Annotated in this window: 18 protein-coding genes; 16 read left to right on the forward strand and 2 right to left on the reverse strand. The window is 43.5% G+C overall.

The genetic code is table 11. The features are described from left to right. Position 1: 1 nt before the first annotated feature. From LI112_RS11920 to pgeF, 7 genes are all read left to right on the forward strand, one after another. A complete protein-coding gene (locus LI112_RS11920; RefSeq protein ID WP_055055599.1) occupies positions 2–1009 on the forward strand; it encodes an OmpA family protein in 1008 nt (335 codons plus the stop codon). Positions 1010–1127: 118 nt separating this feature from the next. Continuing rightward, positions 1128–1475 (forward strand): 50S ribosomal protein L19, encoded by a 348-nt coding sequence (gene rplS, locus LI112_RS11925; protein ID WP_005425019.1) that lies wholly within the window; start codon positions 1128–1130, stop codon positions 1473–1475. 77 nt (positions 1476–1552) lie between these two features. Continuing rightward, positions 1553–2146 (forward strand): signal peptidase I, encoded by a 594-nt coding sequence (gene lepB, locus LI112_RS11930; RefSeq protein WP_227190781.1) that lies wholly within the window; start codon positions 1553–1555, stop codon positions 2144–2146. A 7-nt stretch (positions 2147–2153) separates the two neighbouring features. After that, positions 2154–3011, forward strand: coding sequence for a ribosome biogenesis GTPase YlqF (gene ylqF, locus LI112_RS11935; RefSeq protein WP_227190782.1), 858 nt, complete (start codon positions 2154–2156; stop codon positions 3009–3011). Beyond that, positions 3008–3763, forward strand: coding sequence for a ribonuclease HII (locus LI112_RS11940; protein WP_118393032.1), 756 nt, complete (start codon positions 3008–3010; stop codon positions 3761–3763). The genes ylqF and LI112_RS11940 overlap by 4 nt, the downstream gene beginning before the upstream one ends. Positions 3764–3814: 51 nt before the next feature. Continuing rightward, complete coding sequence (locus tag LI112_RS11945; protein WP_081019385.1) at positions 3815–4165, forward strand: YraN family protein; 351 nt, start codon at positions 3815–3817, stop codon at positions 4163–4165. 18 nt (positions 4166–4183) lie between these two features. After that, on the forward strand, positions 4184–5041 hold the full coding sequence (gene pgeF, locus LI112_RS11950) for a peptidoglycan editing factor PgeF (RefSeq protein ID WP_227190783.1): 858 nt from the start codon (positions 4184–4186) through the stop codon (positions 5039–5041). Between the two features lie 62 nt (positions 5042–5103). Here pgeF and LI112_RS11955 read toward each other — a convergent pair whose 3' ends face one another. Beyond that, positions 5104–6276 (reverse strand): ribose-phosphate pyrophosphokinase, encoded by a 1173-nt coding sequence (locus tag LI112_RS11955; RefSeq protein ID WP_005425011.1) that lies wholly within the window; start codon positions 6274–6276, stop codon positions 5104–5106. 177 nt (positions 6277–6453) lie between these two features. On the opposite strand from LI112_RS11955, the gene LI112_RS11960 reads away from it, so the two are divergent. From LI112_RS11960 to LI112_RS11975, 4 genes are read left to right on the forward strand one after another with little or no spacing between them, the layout of a single operon-like run. After that, a complete protein-coding gene (locus LI112_RS11960; protein WP_055055593.1) occupies positions 6454–7836 on the forward strand; it encodes a DUF512 domain-containing protein in 1383 nt (460 codons plus the stop codon). Next, a complete protein-coding gene (gene der, locus LI112_RS11965) occupies positions 7799–9124 on the forward strand; it encodes a ribosome biogenesis GTPase Der (RefSeq protein WP_117592193.1) in 1326 nt (441 codons plus the stop codon). Before LI112_RS11960 ends, der begins: the two co-directional genes overlap by 38 nt. A gap of 5 nt (positions 9125–9129) precedes the next feature. Then, positions 9130–9780 carry a glycerol-3-phosphate 1-O-acyltransferase PlsY gene (gene plsY, locus LI112_RS11970; RefSeq protein ID WP_227190784.1) on the forward strand — a complete coding sequence of 217 codons (651 nt, stop codon included), beginning with the start codon at positions 9130–9132 and terminating at the stop codon, positions 9778–9780. Positions 9781–9792: 12 nt separating this feature from the next. Next, a complete protein-coding gene (locus tag LI112_RS11975) occupies positions 9793–10800 on the forward strand; it encodes an NAD(P)H-dependent glycerol-3-phosphate dehydrogenase (protein WP_227190785.1) in 1008 nt (335 codons plus the stop codon). 103 nt (positions 10801–10903) lie between these two features. On the opposite strand, the gene LI112_RS11980 is transcribed toward LI112_RS11975, so the two are convergent. Beyond that, complete coding sequence (locus LI112_RS11980; RefSeq protein WP_117638719.1) at positions 10904–11731, reverse strand: aldo/keto reductase; 828 nt, start codon at positions 11729–11731, stop codon at positions 10904–10906. Between the two features lie 363 nt (positions 11732–12094). On the opposite strand from LI112_RS11980, the gene LI112_RS11985 reads away from it, so the two are divergent. From LI112_RS11985 to LI112_RS12005, 5 genes are all read left to right on the forward strand, one after another. Continuing rightward, entirely contained in the window at positions 12095–12478 is a 384-nt protein-coding gene (locus tag LI112_RS11985; protein ID WP_005425380.1) for a cobalt transporter, read from the forward strand. Between the two features lie 39 nt (positions 12479–12517). Then, positions 12518–12700, forward strand: coding sequence for a CooT family nickel-binding protein (locus LI112_RS11990; protein WP_005425379.1), 183 nt, complete (start codon positions 12518–12520; stop codon positions 12698–12700). A gap of 80 nt (positions 12701–12780) precedes the next feature. After that, positions 12781–13551: an AAA family ATPase gene (locus tag LI112_RS11995; protein ID WP_005425378.1), complete on the forward strand. Its 771-nt coding sequence runs from the start codon at positions 12781–12783 to the stop codon at positions 13549–13551. 172 nt (positions 13552–13723) lie between these two features. Beyond that, positions 13724–15616 carry an anaerobic carbon-monoxide dehydrogenase catalytic subunit gene (gene cooS / locus LI112_RS12000; RefSeq protein WP_144369660.1) on the forward strand — a complete coding sequence of 631 codons (1893 nt, stop codon included), beginning with the start codon at positions 13724–13726 and terminating at the stop codon, positions 15614–15616. Positions 15617–15640: 24 nt separating this feature from the next. Further along, entirely contained in the window at positions 15641–16414 is a 774-nt protein-coding gene (locus LI112_RS12005) for an AAA family ATPase (RefSeq protein ID WP_227190786.1), read from the forward strand. Positions 16415–16416: the final 2 nt, after the last annotated feature.

Raw genomic sequence — 16416 nt, forward strand, 5'->3', positions numbered from 1 at the left:
GATGCGCAGAAAGAAAAAATCAGAGAACAATGGATTTAATGTCTGGCGTTCTTATTCCGATATGATGGCAGGTGTGCTTCTGCTTTTTGTGCTGATTATGTGTGTGACTCTTTTTCAGGCGCAGAAAAGCTATAATGAAAGTCTTCAGGAAAGAGATGAAAAAATCGCTCTTCAGGAAGAATACACACAGGAACTGCTGGATAAACAGAATGCGCTGGACAAAAAAGATGAGACACTGCAGAATCAGGATGCTCAGTTAAAAACCCAGGATGAAAAACTTGCAGAGCAGGAACAACAGCTTGCAGCACTCGCTGCCAAACTGAAAGAGCAGGAATCTACACTGAATGCACAGCAGTCGGCATTGGACGAAAAGACCGCGCAGTTAAAAGATCAGCAGGCGCAGATCGACCAGATCATCGGTGTGAAGGCAGACGTAATTGAGGCACTGAAAAATGAATTTTCCAAAAATAATATTAATGTAGATATTGATGCACAGACTGGCGCGCTGACACTGGAAGCAAGTGTTATGTTTGACTATGATCAGGCAGAACTGACAGATGCCGGTAAACAGGCTCTGGAGCAGATCCTTCCGATTTACTGTAAGGTACTTCTTCAGGATGATTATATGAAATATCTTGCAGAGATCATCATTGATGGATATACAGATACAGATGGTGACTACAGCTATAACCTGCAGCTTTCCCAGCAGAGATCACTGGCAGTGGCTCAGTACCTTCTTGACATTCAGGGAAACTTTCTGGATGCCACGCAGTCACAGAATCTGGAAAAATATCTCACAGTCAATGGGCATTCCATGGCAAATCCGGTTCTTGATGCAAACGGAAATGTAGATAAGGATGCTTCCAGACGAGTGGAGGTTAAATTCCGGCTGAAAGATGAAGAAATGATCGATGAACTGAATCAGCTTCTTAGCAGTAATGATGATACTACTGCGGATAACAGCGCATCTACGGATACAACGACTGCAGAAAACACGGAAAACAACTAAAAAACTGCTTGCAATGGACCAGAATGTATAGTATAATCAATAGCGTTGTAAAAAAAGATGGTCCTCTGTTACAGTTCAATGTATTAAGAACATCCAGATAAGAATAGGAGAAAATAAAATGAACGACATCATTAAAAACATCGAGTCTGCTCAGTTAAAAGCAGAAGTACCGGAATTCCGTGTAGGTGACACAGTAAGAGTACACGCACTGATTAAAGAAGGAAACCGCGAGAGAATTCAGATCTTCGAGGGAACAGTTCTTAAAAGACAGGGTGGAAGCACCAGAGAAACTTTCACAGTAAGAAAGAGCTCCAATGGTGTTGGCGTAGAGAAGACATGGCCGATTCACTCCCCACACGTTGTTAAAGTAGAAGTTATCCGTCAGGGTAAAGTTCGCCGTGCTAAGCTGAACTACCTGAGAGACCGCGTTGGTAAAGCTGCTAAAGTTAAAGAACGCGTTAGATAAGAAAATTTCAAAGGTTTCAAAAGAAGGGACAATAACGACAGCTATTGTCCCTCTTTTTCCATTATGGGAGAATAATTATGGAAATAAAAAACTGGAAAGAATATCCCAAAGTACAGGAAGTAAAAGAAAAATTTGAAAATGAAAAAGTCCGCAGTTCCATGCGCTGGGTATTTCAGATCATGGTAACACTGGTGTTTGCAGCTGTTGTTGCGATCATGATGTTTCAGACAGTTACGATGCAGGAAAGCTCCATGGAACCGACGATTTCTGTCGGAGACCGTTTTTTTATAAATAGAGCAGTATATAAATTTTCTTCTCCGCAGAGGGGAGATATGATCGTATTCCGTACAAGTGCAAGTGATGATGCGGCTCTTCATATCCGACGTGTGATAGGGGTGCCGGGAGAAACAGTACAGATAACAGGAGGAAGAATCCTGATCAATGGAGAGGTATATAATGAAGGCAAAGATTTTCCAATGATAACCAATCCAGGCCTTGCTGCAACTGCGGTTACGCTTGAATCTGGAGAATACTTTGTCCTCGGAGATAACAGAAATAACAGTGAGGACAGTCGTTATGCAGACATCGGTATGGTCCGCAAGAGATATATTGTAGGTAAAATCTGGTTCACATGTTCTCCGTTTGAAAAACTGGGATTTACGAAAGGGTAGGTAATATATGAACGTACAGTGGTATCCTGGTCATATGACCAAGGCAAAAAGACAAATGCAGGAAGATCTGAAACTGATCGATCTGATTATAGAACTGGTAGATGCCAGAGTGCCTCTTTCCAGTAGAAATCCGGATATTGACCAGCTTGGACAGAATAAATCAAGACTGATTCTTCTGAACAAAGCAGATCTGGCGGATGAAAGACAAAATGAAGCATGGAAAGAATATTTTCAGAAGAGAGGTTTTCATGTTGTAAAAGTGGATTCCAGAAATGGCTCTGGAATGAAGACCATTCAGAATGTTATACAGGAGGCCTGTAAGGAAAAAATTGAACGTGACCGCCGCCGTGGAATTAAAAACCGTCCAATCCGTGCAATGGTGGCTGGAATCCCGAATGTTGGAAAATCTACGTTTATTAATACATTTGCGGGAAAAGCATGTGCAAAGACCGGAAACAGACCTGGTGTGACCAAGGGAAAACAATGGATCCGCCTGAACAAAAATGTAGAGCTTCTGGACACACCTGGAATTCTCTGGCCGAAATTTGAGGATCAGCAGGTGGGAATCCGGCTGGCCTGTGTCGGTTCGATCAAAGATGATATCCTGAATATGGAAGAACTTGCACTTTGGCTGATTGAACATCTGAGAACAAATTACAGTGGGTTTCTTGAGAAACGTTATGGGATTTCGGAGGAAGGAACGGCTGTTGAAATCCTTGGGAAAATTGCCAGAGCACGTGGATGCCTCAAAAAGGGAGAAGAACTGGATTATGTAAAGGCTTCAGGACTTCTCTTTGATGATTTCCGTGGTGGTAAGATTGGACGTGTGACTCTGGAATGGGCAGAGCAGGAGAAAAGTGAATGAAAACGATCGGTGAGATAAAAGAAGAGTTTTCAGCAGCACGGGAAGCGGACTGGAATGCTATCTGTCAGATGTATGAAACAGATCTTCGGAGCGGCGTGCAGAAATTGGTACAGCAATATCGAAAAAAACTGGATGCGCTGGAAAAAGAAAAGCTTCGTATGGAGCAGATGATGCAGTTTGAACATAAATATGAGCATCTTGGATATCTCTGTGGAATTGATGAAGTGGGAAGAGGACCGCTTGCAGGGCCGGTAGTAGCCTGCGCTGTGATTCTTCCGAAAGATCACCATATTCTGTATCTGAATGATTCCAAGAAACTGACCGCACATAAAAGAGAGGAACTGTATGATGTGATCATGCGAGAAGCAGTTGCAGTAGGACTGGGAATGGCAAGTCCGGCAAGAATTGATGAAATCAACATTCTGCAGGCAACCTATGAGGCAATGCGACAGGCGGTAAGTAAACTTGCGGTTATGCCGCAGCTTCTTCTGAATGATGCGGTTACGATTCCGGGAATTGAAATTCCGCAGGTGCCGATCATTAAGGGAGATGCCAAGAGCGCATCTATTGCGGCTGCAAGTATTGTAGCAAAAGTTACGAGAGACCGTCTGATGGTGGAATATGACAAGACTATGCCGGAATATGGTTTTGCATCTAATAAAGGGTATGGCTCTGCAGAACATATTGCGGCTCTTCAGAAATATGGACCAACACCGATCCACAGGGCAAGTTTTATTACACATTTCGTATAAATTACATAAGATACCTACACATAAATAAGAAATGAGAGAACAAATCTGAGCATTAATAAACGTAAAATAGGCAGCTGCCATGAAGAAGAGGCGGCTGCCTTTCTGAAAAAACAGGGCCTTTTTATTGTAACAAAGAATTTTCGCTGCAAAAGCGGAGAAATTGACCTGATCGTTCGAGATGGAAAATATCTGGTATTTGTAGAAGTGAAGTATCGAAGCAATAAAGAAAGCGGATATGCATCTGCAGCAGTAGATTATCGCAAACAGAAGCGTATCAGCCAGGCTGCACAGTTCTTTTTGCTGCGATATGGCTATGGAGAACCGCCGTGTCGGTTTGATGTAGTAGCGATTGACGGTGAACAGATTCAATGGATCAAAAATGCATTTGATTATTGTGGATGAATGATAAAGGAGCAGAAGATGACAGAAATCAGATGGTATGAGGAAGGAAAACCTCATATGAGGATAAAAGAAAATAAAGGGGTTACCTGGCTGAGCTATCAGGCATTTGAACAGTTTCCGGATATCGTACATGCGTTCAGCACCAGACTTGGCGGAGTAAGTCAGGGAATCTATTCTTCGATGAACCTTAGTTTTACGAGAGGGGATGATGATGCGGCTGTTTATGAAAATTATCGCAGGCTTGCAGAGGCAGTGGGATTTTCGGCAGAAGATATCGTGACTTCTGACCAGACACATACTGCGAATGTTCGTGTAATAACAGAAGAAGACAGAGGAAACGGCATTACGAAGCCAAGGCCGTATACGGATGTAGATGGAATGGTTACAAATGTTCCCGGACTTGTACTGGCAACATTTTATGCGGACTGCGTGCCGTTGTATTTTGTGGATCCGGTACATCGTGCAATCGGACTGTCGCATTCAGGGTGGAGAGGAACTGCTGCGAAGATCGGAAAAATAACGGTCGAGAAAATGAATGAGGAATACGGAACAGATCCAAAAGATATTTACAGTGCAATCGGGCCCTCTATCTGTCAGAAATGTTATGAAGTGAGTGAAGATGTGATTCTGGAATTTCAGAAGTCATTTGAAAAAAAGTACTGGGATTCACTGTTTTATATAAAAGAGAACGGAAAATATCAGCTGAACCTCTGGGAGGCAAACAGGCTTATTATGTTAGAAGCTGGAATAAAGGAAGAACATATTTCCATGCCGGGAATCTGCACCTGCTGTAACCCGGAGTTCCTTTTTTCGCATCGTGCATCACATGGAAAAAGAGGAAATCTGGGAGCATTTCTTGGAATACGTAGAAAATAATATATATAAAATACATTATAATAAAAGCGGGAGCTCCTGTGAAAGGAAGCTCCCGTTTTGGTTTATCGTTTATTGACTTTTTCCATCAGTTCCATAATCTTTTCGTTGTTGGAACGAACTTTTTCTACTGAAACATCATGGTTGATGATATCGATGATACTTGCAAGATATTTGCTCATGTTTGCTTCAATATAATATTCTTTTGTGAGGAGCTCCGGAAGACGATAGTTCAGGTTTGTGGTGATGACTCTGTCAATCCAACCCTTCTCATAATATTCATCAAATTTGGCAAGTCCCTCTGTGAAAAGACCATAAGTAGTACAGATAAATACTCGTTTGGCTTTTCGTTCCTTGATCTGTTTGGCAACATCCAGCATACTTTCTCCGGATGCGATCATGTCATCAATGATAACAACATCTTTGCCCTCTACGGAATCACCGAGGAATTCGTGAGCAACGATCGGGTTTTTGCCGTTGACAACAGTGGAGTAGTCGCGGCGTTTGTAGAACATACCCATATCTACGCCAAGAATATTGGAAAAGTATACGGCTCTTGACATAGCACCTTCATCTGGGCTGATGATCATCAGATGGTCATTGTCCAGTTTGAAATCTTTGACTTCTTTTACCAGAGCTTTCAGGAACTGATAGGTCGGGAAGAAGTTGTCGAAACCATTCAGAGGAATTGCGTTCTGAACACGTGGGTCATGCGCATCAAAAGTGATGAAGTTGGAAACACCCATATCCCTTAATTCCTGAAGCATCAGTGCGCAGTCCATGGATTCGCGTTTGGTACGACGGTGCTGACGACCTTCATACAGAAACGGCATGATAACATTGATTCGATGTGCTTTGCCTGTTGCAGCAGAGATGATACGTTTCAGATCCTGAAAATGATTATCCGGGGACATGTGGTTCTCGTGTCCGCACACTTTGTAGGTAAGGCTGTAATTGGTGATATCTACCATAATAAAAAGGTCGGCACCACGAACAGATTCTTTGATGTGACCTTTGCCCTCACCGGTACCAAAACGGATGATCTCGGAATCAACCAGAAAAGATGGAAGGCTGTAACCCTGTGGAATCTGGCTTGGTTTCTTTTTGGCAACAAGTTCTTTACGGAATTTTACAAGTTTCTTGTCAACCTCATTGGCGAGATCCTGACATCCTGCAAGTGCTGCAATGCGAACAGGCGCAACAGGAGTTGATTTTTCAAGTAACTCTATATTTGGCATAATATTCCTCCTAGGTATAGTTTTCAAACTGAGTCCTAATACATTTATAACATTTGCCCTAAATCCCGTCAAGGAATTTATTGATTTTTCACTACAGAATTGTTATAGTAATGTTATCTGGGGTATTTTGCACTCTTTGGTGCAAACACAGATATGGTAAGGTTAGAAAGGATTTATATGAAGAAAAAGAAACATGTGATTTCCAGGGTTCTTCCAGGAAGTATCGGTGAGGAACTGGAACTGGAGCCGGGAGATATACTGGCAGAGATCAATCACCAGCTGGTGGAGGATGTCTTTGACTATCGTTATCTCATGAATGATGAATATATAGAACTTCTGATAGAAAAAGCCAATGGTGAACTCTGGGAACTTGAAGTTGAGAAGGATTACGATGAAGATCTTGGAATCGAATTCGAGAATGGCCTGATGGATGATTACCGTTCCTGCAGCAATCACTGTATGTTCTGCTTTATCGATCAGATGCCGCCAGGCATGAGAGAAACACTGTATTTCAAGGATGATGATTCCAGGCTTTCTTTTCTGCAGGGAAATTATGTTACACTGACGAATATGAGTCAGGAAGATATTGAACGTGTGATCAAATATCACCTTTCGCCTATCAATGTGTCTTTTCAGGCAATGAATCCGCAGCTTCGCTGCAAAATGCTGCATAATCGTTTTGCAGGAGATGCACTGAAAAAGGTAGATCAGCTTTATGAAGCGGGAATTACCATGAACGGGCAGATTGTTCTGTGCAAAGGTGTGAATGATGGAGAAGAACTGGAATACAGCATTCAGAAAATGTCTGAATATGCACCGGTACTTCAGAGCGTATCTGTTGTTCCGGTAGGGTTGACGAAGTTCCGCAAAGGACTCTATCCACTGGAACCTTTTACAAAAGAAGACGCGAAGGCGGTTTTGGAACAGATCCATCGCTGGCAGAAGATCATGTATGAGAGATATGGTATCCACTTTATCCATGCCTCTGATGAATGGTATATTCTGGCGGGGGAGGAGCTCCCAGAAGAAGATCGCTATGACGGCTATCTGCAGCTGGAAAACGGTGTGGGCATGCTGCGGCTTCTGGGTGCAGAGGTTCGGCAGGCAGTTGTGGAAAGAGATGGAGATGACAGGAAACTTTCGGTCACCGTTGCGACAGGAAGACTTGCAGCTCCTTATATAGCAGGATGTATGGATGTGATCAGGGAAAAATATCCGAACATCACATCAGAGGTAATTGCAATCAAAAATAACTTCTTTGGAGAGAAGATCACTGTTTCCGGACTTATTACAGGGCAGGATCTTATAGAACAGCTTTCCGGACGGAAACTGGGAGACAGGCTTCTGATTCCGTGTAACATGCTTCGAAGCGGAGAAGATGTATTTCTCGATGATATTACAATAACAGAACTTTCCGAAAAACTTGGAAAAGAAATCATAGTAGTGGATCCTGGCGGAGCGGACCTTGTTTCGGCGGTGCTGGATCCGGTTGAACATAAAAAACAGATAAGGAGACAAATGTATGAGCAAACCAGTAGTTGCAATAGTGGGAAGGCCTAATGTAGGCAAATCCACGTTATTTAATGCGCTGGCAGGTGAGATGATATCCATTGTAAAAGATACACCGGGGGTTACCCGTGACAGAATCTACGCAGATGTGACATGGCTGGATAAGTCTTTCACACTGATCGATACAGGTGGTATTGAGCCGGACAGCGGAGATATTATTTTATCACAGATGAGAGAACAGGCACAGATCGCGATTGATACTGCGGATGTCATTGTGTTTATCACAGACGTGCAGCAGGGGCTTGTTGATTCTGATGCAAAAGTGGCAGATATGCTTCGCAGAAGCCAGAAACCAGTCGTTCTTGTTGTAAATAAAGTTGACAGCGTTCAAAAATATATGATGGACGTCTATGAATTTTATAATCTTGGAATCGGAGAGCCGGTAGCAATTTCTGCGGCCAACCGTACCGGTATCGGCGATATGCTGGATGAGATCATTAGGGAATTCCCGGAAAATCTGGATGCAGAAGAAGATGACGATATCCCGAAGGTTGCAGTGGTTGGTAAACCAAACGTAGGTAAATCTTCTCTGATCAACAAACTTCTGGGCGAAGACCGAGTGATCGTTTCTGATATCGCAGGAACTACCAGAGATGCAGTCGATGCCAAAGTAAAATGGAAAGACAGGGAATACATTTTTATTGACACAGCAGGACTTCGCCGTAAAGGTAAGATCAAAGAAGAAATTGAGCGTTACAGCGTGATTCGTACCGTAACAGCAGTTGAACGGGCAGATGTGGTCGTTGTAGTGATCGATGCAACCGAAGGTGTAACCGAGCAGGATGCAAAGATCGCCGGAATCGCACATGAGCGCGGCAAGGGTGTTATCATTGCTGTCAATAAATGGGATGCAGTTGAAAAGGATGATAAAACCATCTACAAACACACCAACCGTATCCGTGAAGTGCTGGCATACATGCCTTATGCGGAGCTTGTATTTATTTCTGCAAAATCAGGTCAGAGACTTCCAAAACTTTTTGAGACTATTGATGCAGTTATTGAAAACCAGACACTTCGTATCCAGACAGGTGTACTGAATGAGATTCTGTCCGAGGCAGTGGCTATGCAGCAGCCACCGTCAGACAGAGGAAAACGTCTCAAGATTTTCTATATGACACAGGTGGGGGTTAAGCCGCCTACATTTGTGATCTTTGTAAATGACAAAGAACTGATGCATTTTTCATATACAAGATATATTGAGAATAAAGTTCGCGATGCGTTTGGATTCCGCGGAACTTCTCTGAAATTTATTATCCGTGAACGCGGGGAAAAGAGCTGAGTGAAATGTTGGAACGTTTGATCTGTATTCTGATAGGCTATGTTTTTGGCCTGTTTCAGACTTCGTACATTATTGGAAAAATACACAAAACAGATATCCGTGAGCATGGAAGCGGAAATGCGGGTACAACGAATGCGCTGCGTACCTTTGGAAAAAAAGCCGGAGCAATGACACTTCTGGGAGACTGCCTGAAATGCGTGTTTGCAATTGTTGCGGTACGACTGATCTTTAAAGAAAAAAGTGCGGATATCCTGCCGCTGCTCTCTGTTTATGCAGCTGCGGGATGCGTGCTTGGACATAATTTTCCGGTAACGCTTGGATTCCGCGGTGGCAAGGGGATTGCTGCATCGGTAGGATTTCTGATCGCATTTGACTGGAGACTGTTTGTTCTCTGTGCAATCGTATTTTTTGTATTATTTTTGGGTACACATTATGTTTCTTTATGTTCTCTGAGCTGTTATCTGGTGGCACTGATCGCAATGATCGTGCGTGGAGAGATGGGCGGCTATGGCATGGACAGAAGTCATACGACAGAAATGTACATAGTAATGGGATTCCTGACGGTGCTGGCTTTCTGGAGACACAGGGCAAATATTGTCCGCCTTGCAAATGGAACAGAAAACAAAGTTTTCCTTGGAAAAACAAAGAAAGGTTAAAGGTAGCGTAATATGGCAAAAATCAGTGTGTTGGGAGCCGGAAGCTGGGGAACTGCACTTTCCGTTCTTTTGAATAATAATGGGCATGAAGTGCGTCTCTGGTCCAGATTTCAGGAAGAAGTAGATACTCTGAAACAAACAAGAGAGCTTACTTCCAAACTTCCGGGGGTTCATATTCCGGAAAACATTGATCTTACTGCAGACGTGAAGAACTGCGTGGAGACGGCTGAGGTGATTGTTCTGGCTGTGCCGTCCCCTTATGTCAGAGGTACAGCTGAATTAATGGCACCTTATGTAAAAGATGAGCAGATTATTGTCAATGTCGCAAAAGGAATTGAAGAAAAAACTCTGATGACCATGACAGATATCATCAGCGAAGAGATTCCGGCAGCGGGTGTTTATGTGCTTTCAGGACCAAGCCATGCGGAGGAAGTGGGAAGAGGGATTCCGACGACCTGTGTGATCAGCGGACCGAAGAGAGAGACAGCAGAATACCTTCAGGGGATTTTTATGAGCCCTGTATTTCGTGTGTATACAACGCCGGATACACTTGGCGTAGAGCTGGGTGGTTCTCTGAAAAATGTCATTGCTCTTGCTGCCGGTACAGCAGATGGACTTGGCTATGGTGATAATACAAAAGCAGCTCTTATTACCAGAGGAATTGCGGAAATTGCACGTCTGGGAACAAAAATGGGCGCACATATGGAGACGTTCTATGGATTGTCCGGGATGGGGGATCTGATCGTTACCTGTGCAAGTGTTCACAGCCGTAACCGCAAGGCTGGTTACCTGATGGGCAAAGGCTATACTATGCAGCAGGCGATGAATGAAGTAAAAATGGTAGTAGAGGGTGTTTACTCTGCGAAAGCGGCCAAGAGTCTGGCGGAAAAATACGATGTGGAAATGCCGATTATTATGGAAGTGAACAAGGTCCTTTTTGAAGATAAGTCAGCAGCGGATGCGGTGCGTGACCTGATGATCCGTGACAAAAAAGTAGAGACTCCGGTGCTTCCGTGGTAGAATGACGCAGACTAAAGAAATCGAAAAAAATATCAGACAAATATAAAACCGGCTGATCCGTCTGCGTACGGACCGGCCGGTTTTTGCTGGCTGAAAAGCAAATCTAAAAAACAATATCTCTCAGATCTTCTGGAATAGATGAACTGTGGTAATTCTGATTCAGAGTATCCAGAAGATCCATATCCTCCTGATCGATCGTAAAATCAAAAATCCTTGCATTAGAAGCAATACGCTCTGGATGAACGGATTTGGGAATGACAGAGATTCCCTTCTGTACAGCCCAGCGAAGACCTATCTGTGCTGGCGTGTGTGCATATTTGGTACCAAGTACACATAAGACATCATTGTCCAGATAAGCGCCTCTGGCCAATGGAGCATATGCCTGTACCTGAATGTCGTTTGCCTGACAGTATTCAATAAGCTCTTTTGGATAACAGAGTGGATGACATTCTATCTGATTGACAGCGGGTACGATGCCGGAAACTCTCCGGAGCTCTTCCAGATGGCGAATTTCAAAATTACTGACACCAATGGATAAAGCCCGTCCTGATTCAAGAATCTTTTCCATATCTTTCCAGGTGTTCAGAAAGCAGCCAGGTACCGGCCAGTGAATCAGATACAGATCGATATAATCAAGACCGAGACGATCCAGACTGCGCTGAAAAGCTCCTTCTACATCACCAAGACGCTGAGCGTTGTTCCAGATCTTGGTTGTGATAAAAAGATCTTTTCTTGGAACACCGCATTTGGCAATTCCACATCCGACGAATTCTTCGTTCTTATATGCAGAAGCGGTATCCAAAAGGCGATATCCATTCTGTACAGCGGCGGCAATCGCATCTTCGGCTTCGACTGCGTCAGTTGTTTTATAAAGGCCAAGGCCCAGAAGAGGCATGGTTCTGTCGTTGTTTAAAAATACGGAAGTTGTCAAAATGAATCCTCCTTGCCTGTAAACTCACAATTTTTGTTTATTATACCATATAATTGTGAAAGAAGAAAATCAAATTTGTTAAAAAAATAATACAAGAGAGGCAAAAAAGGAAATACACAGCTTGTTAATTAAAAAACAAATGCGTTATTTATCTAACAGCATAGAAAACTGGAGAAGTGCACTTTACCATGAAAAAGTATAAAAAAACAGGAAGAAATCTCGAACCCTTTTGTCTATTTTTTCTTATTATATCCTTGATAAACCGAAACAAAAGATGTATAATGGATTTAATTGATAAATTCTTGTCATAAGTGCGCCTGTTTTCAGGTGCCCCGGAGGTAGAACCGGAGAAAGGAGCTTTATATGCATCTTATTAAGGATGAAAACGGAAATCTTGTCCAGCATGGACATGAACATACACCGGAACATTCACATGAACACACACACGCAGATGGCGTGACACATACACATGCTCATACACATGGCGACGGAGATCATACACATTCTCATGGAGACTGTGGATCCTGCGAAGGCGGCGACTGCAAGAAAGAAACGATTGCACTGCTCACCTATATGCTGCAGCACAATGAACACCATGCAGCCGAACTTGATCAGATGGCTGACAATCTTCAGAAAATGGGACTTGATAATTCGGCAAAAACGATCAAAGAAGCAGTGGCTGATTTCCAGAAGGGAAATATGCGCCTTGGACTGGCACTTACTTTGGTAAAAGAAGAAATGAAATGATATACCAGATTTCAAATGACATAACTAGGAGGCAAAATTATGTGTCTTGCAACAGTATATAAAGAAAGTGATGATTCTGTGATATTCAAAAATGTATCCAGAATCGATGTAGATGGAAATAAACTTGTGCTCAGAGATATTATGGGAGATGAGAGGGTAGTCGAAGGACGTATTCTTATGGTAGACCTGGCAAACAGCATTGTAAAACTCAGCTGTGAATAATTTTTTTAAATCAGAATTACTAAATTGCGGATTTATAAATTTCATAAATGCGGAATTAGAGTAGGAGGCACTCTATTATTATGGCACACGTAATTGCTGTCGCCGGAAAAGGCGGCGTTGGTAAAACTACTTTATGCGGAATGCTGATCCAGTATCTCTGCGAACAGGGCAAAGGACCAATCCTTGCAGTGGATGCAGATGCAAACTCTAATCTTAATGAAGTCCTCGGAGTTGAGGTTGAGACCACTCTCGGCGACGTAAGAGAAGAAATCGCACAGGCAGAACTTGTCAAAGAAAGTCCGATCCCTAAGGGAATGTCCAAGGCAGATTATGCAGAGATGCGTTTTGAAGATGCTTTGACAGAAGAAGATGATTTTGATCTGCTGGTTATGGGCAGAACACAGGGAAAAGGCTGCTATTGCTACGTCAATGGTCTTCTTCAGGCACAGCTTGCAAAATATCAGAATCATTATCCTTATATTGTGGTAGATAATGAGGCTGGTATGGAACATATCAGCAGAGGCGTTCTTCCGTCCATGCAGACGGCAATCCTTGTCAGTGACTGCTCCAGAAGAGGAATTCAGGCAGTTGGCAGAATTGCAAAGCTGATCGATGAATGTAATATGCATCCGGAAACAGTCGGTCTGATCGTTAACCGTGCACCGAAAGGTGAACTGAACGACGGAATCAAAGAAGAAATAGAAAAACAGGGACTTCATCTTCTCGGTGTGGTACCGCAGGATGAAACTGTTTATGAGTATGACTGCGAAGGCCGTCCGACAGCAGCTCTGCCGGAGGATAATCCGGTTAAGGTTGCACTGAAAGAAATTGTAAAAAAATTAAATCTTTAAAAAGTCCCTTGCTGTCTTTTGCAGACAGCAGGGGTATTTGTGCTGGAAAAAGGCATATTTTTTAACACGAAAATAACCCATGGGCGGGGATGGGTTCTCTCTTGAGGGTTATTATATAGAAAACATTATAAATACATGAACTCATTCATGTACAAATTAAAGGAGGTCTATAATGAGTGAATTCAAATTAACTACAGTGGAAGAATTTGAAGCTGCTACCGAAAGACTGTTAGAGACAGGTGCGAAGGTAGGCGCAGACGCATGGCAGTTTCGAGTAAAGAATCAGACTCCACACTGTAAGTTCGGTGAGATGGGTGTCTGTTGCCGTATCTGTTCCATGGGACCGTGCCGTATCACACCAAAGGCACCGAGGGGTATCTGCGGATGCGATGTACATGGTATCGTAGGAAGAAACTTCCTTCGTTTTACAGCAGGTGGAGCAGCTACACACTCTGATCACGGACGTGAAATTTGTATCACCCTCGGATATGCAAAAGAGGGAGGCGACTATCAGGTTAAAGATCCTGAAAAACTGATCCGTATCGCAAAAGAATGGGGCGTTGAGACCGAAGGTAAAGATATCTATGATCTTGCTCATGAAATGTCTGACCTTGCTCAGGAAGAATACGGAAAGATCAGAGGTGTATCCAGATGGCTGAAGAGAGCACCGCAGCATACACAGGATCTGTGGCATGCAGCCGGAATCGAACCAAGAGCAATTGACCGTGAGGTTTCCTGTGCATTACATATGACTCATATGGGTAACACATCCAAACCGGAAGCTCTGATCCGTCAGGCCCTCCGTAACGGACTTTCCGATGGATGGGGCGGTTCCATGTGCGGTACAGAATTCTCTGACGTACTGTTCGGAACACCGAAGCCGATCGAAACAGAAGCAAACCTTGGTGTTATGAACGCTGAGAACGTAAACATCGTAGTACACGGACATGATCCGAGTCTTTCAGAGATGATCTGCGAAGTCGCAGACAGCAAAGAAATGATCGACTACGCAAAATCCATGGGAGCAAAAGGAATCACTATCTCCGGTGTATGCTGTACTTCCAACGAAGTAGCAATGCGTCGTGGTATTCCAATGGCAGGTAACTTCCTGCAGCAGGAAAACGTTGTTCTGACAGGCGCCTGCGAAGCAATCGTAGTTGATGTTCAGTGTATCTTCCCTGCATTAGGACCTCTGAGCAAGTGCTTCCATACTAAATTCATCACAACTTCTCCAATCTGTCAGATGCCAGATTCCGAGTTTATTGAATTCAGTGCTGGATCAGCAGGAGAAAAAGCAAAACAGATTGTTAAACTCGCATGTGAAAACTTCAAGAACAGAAAACCGGAACTTGTTTACATTCCGGAAATGAAACAGAAAGCAACTGTTGGATATTCTGTTGAAGCAATCGTTAAGACTCTTGACGGTGTAACAAACTCTCAGGTAGACGAAACAGGAACAACCAAACCACTCCTTGAGTGCATCACATCCGGTGTTATCCGTGGAGCTGTTGCAATGGTTGGATGTAACAATCCGAAGATTAGACCTGACTCCGCTCATATCGAACTGATGAAGAAACTGATCGCAAACGATATCGTGATCATTGCTTCCGGATGTTCCGCACAGGCAGCTGCAAAAGCAGGCCTTATGGACAAAGCTGCCAAAGATCTCTGCGGCGCTGGTCTGAAACGTGTTTGCGAACTTGCAGACATCCCGCCGGTATTACATATGGGATCCTGTGTAGATATCAGCCGTATGTTGATTCTTGCATCCGAACTTGCTAAAGATTCCGGACTGAACATCTCTCAGCTTCCAGTTGTTGGATGTGCTCCTGAATGGATGTCTGAAAAAGCTGTTTCCATCGGAAACTATGTAGTAGCAACAGGTATTGATACCTTCCTTGGCGTAGATCCATATGTATCCGGATCTGACCAGGTAGCAGGACTTCTTACCGAGGGTGTTCGTGACTGGGTAGAAGCTGCTTATACAGTTGAAAAAGATATTGATAAATTAGGCGATCTGATGATCGAGAGAATTGAAGAAAAGAGATCTGCTCTCGGAATCTGATAGCAGGAAAGGCGCGATTAACTTATGAAAATAGCAGTAACCGGTAAAGGCGGAGTAGGAAAGACAACTTTTGCGGCAACACTTGCCAGATTATACGCAGATGAAGGGAAAAAGGTCCTTGCGGCAGATGTAGACCCAGATGCAAACCTGGGCCTGGCACTTGGATTTGATGAAGAAACACTGGATTCCATTGTTCCAATTTCCCGGATGCGAAAACTGGTGGAGGAGCGTACCGGAGCCAACAGTCAGAACCAGTTTTATAAACTGAATCCGAAGGTGGACGATATTCCGGACACCTACGGAAAGACCTGCAACGGTGTAAAACTGCTTGTCCTTGGTACCGTGGAGACAGGTGGCGGTGGATGTGTCTGCCCAGAACATGTCATGTTGAAACGGATCATTAATAATCTTGTGATTCACAGAGACGATGTGGTGATCCTGGATATGGAAGCTGGCCTGGAACATCTGGGCCGTGGCACCACGGAAAGCATGGATGAATTCATTGTAGTGATTGAACCAGGGGCAAGAAGTGTTCAGACTTACAAAAATGTAAAACGACTTGCCAAAGATCTTGGTGTTGCGCAGGTCAAGGTTGTGGCAAACAAGGTAAGAAATGAGGAGGATGAGGAATTTATCCGTTCCAGAATCCCGGCAGAAGACCTTCTTGGCATGCTCCATTACAACACGGAGGTTATAGATGCTGACCGTCAGGGAAAATCCCCTTATGATTTCAGTCAGACCGTAACAGCTGAGATCACAAAAATAAAAGAAAAGATTGATCAGAATTCAAATCTGTAAAA

The sequence above is a fragment of the Blautia sp. 210820-DFI.6.14 genome, assembly GCF_020558815.1.
GTDB classification, from domain to species: Bacteria; Bacillota; Clostridia; order Lachnospirales; family Lachnospiraceae; genus Blautia_A; species Blautia_A obeum.

Coding starts and splice junctions, on each gene's coding strand:
- LI112_RS11920 (WP_055055599.1), top strand. CDS start 2: ATGCGCAGAAAGAAAAAATCAGAGAACAATGGATTTAATGTCTGGCGT.
- rplS (WP_005425019.1), top strand. CDS start 1,128: ATGAACGACATCATTAAAAACATCGAGTCTGCTCAGTTAAAAGCAGAA.
- lepB (WP_227190781.1), top strand. CDS start 1,553: ATGGAAATAAAAAACTGGAAAGAATATCCCAAAGTACAGGAAGTAAAA.
- ylqF (WP_227190782.1), top strand. CDS start 2,154: ATGAACGTACAGTGGTATCCTGGTCATATGACCAAGGCAAAAAGACAA.
- LI112_RS11940 (WP_118393032.1), top strand. CDS start 3,008: ATGAAAACGATCGGTGAGATAAAAGAAGAGTTTTCAGCAGCACGGGAA.
- pgeF (WP_227190783.1), top strand. CDS start 4,184: ATGACAGAAATCAGATGGTATGAGGAAGGAAAACCTCATATGAGGATA.
- LI112_RS11955 (WP_005425011.1), bottom strand. CDS start 6,276: ATGCCAAATATAGAGTTACTTGAAAAATCAACTCCTGTTGCGCCTGTT.
- LI112_RS11960 (WP_055055593.1), top strand. CDS start 6,454: ATGAAGAAAAAGAAACATGTGATTTCCAGGGTTCTTCCAGGAAGTATC.
- der (WP_117592193.1), top strand. CDS start 7,799: ATGAGCAAACCAGTAGTTGCAATAGTGGGAAGGCCTAATGTAGGCAAA.
- plsY (WP_227190784.1), top strand. CDS start 9,130: ATGTTGGAACGTTTGATCTGTATTCTGATAGGCTATGTTTTTGGCCTG.
- LI112_RS11975 (WP_227190785.1), top strand. CDS start 9,793: ATGGCAAAAATCAGTGTGTTGGGAGCCGGAAGCTGGGGAACTGCACTT.
- LI112_RS11985 (WP_005425380.1), top strand. CDS start 12,095: ATGCATCTTATTAAGGATGAAAACGGAAATCTTGTCCAGCATGGACAT.
- LI112_RS11990 (WP_005425379.1), top strand. CDS start 12,518: ATGTGTCTTGCAACAGTATATAAAGAAAGTGATGATTCTGTGATATTC.
- LI112_RS11995 (WP_005425378.1), top strand. CDS start 12,781: ATGGCACACGTAATTGCTGTCGCCGGAAAAGGCGGCGTTGGTAAAACT.
- cooS (WP_144369660.1), top strand. CDS start 13,724: ATGAGTGAATTCAAATTAACTACAGTGGAAGAATTTGAAGCTGCTACC.
- LI112_RS12005 (WP_227190786.1), top strand. CDS start 15,641: ATGAAAATAGCAGTAACCGGTAAAGGCGGAGTAGGAAAGACAACTTTT.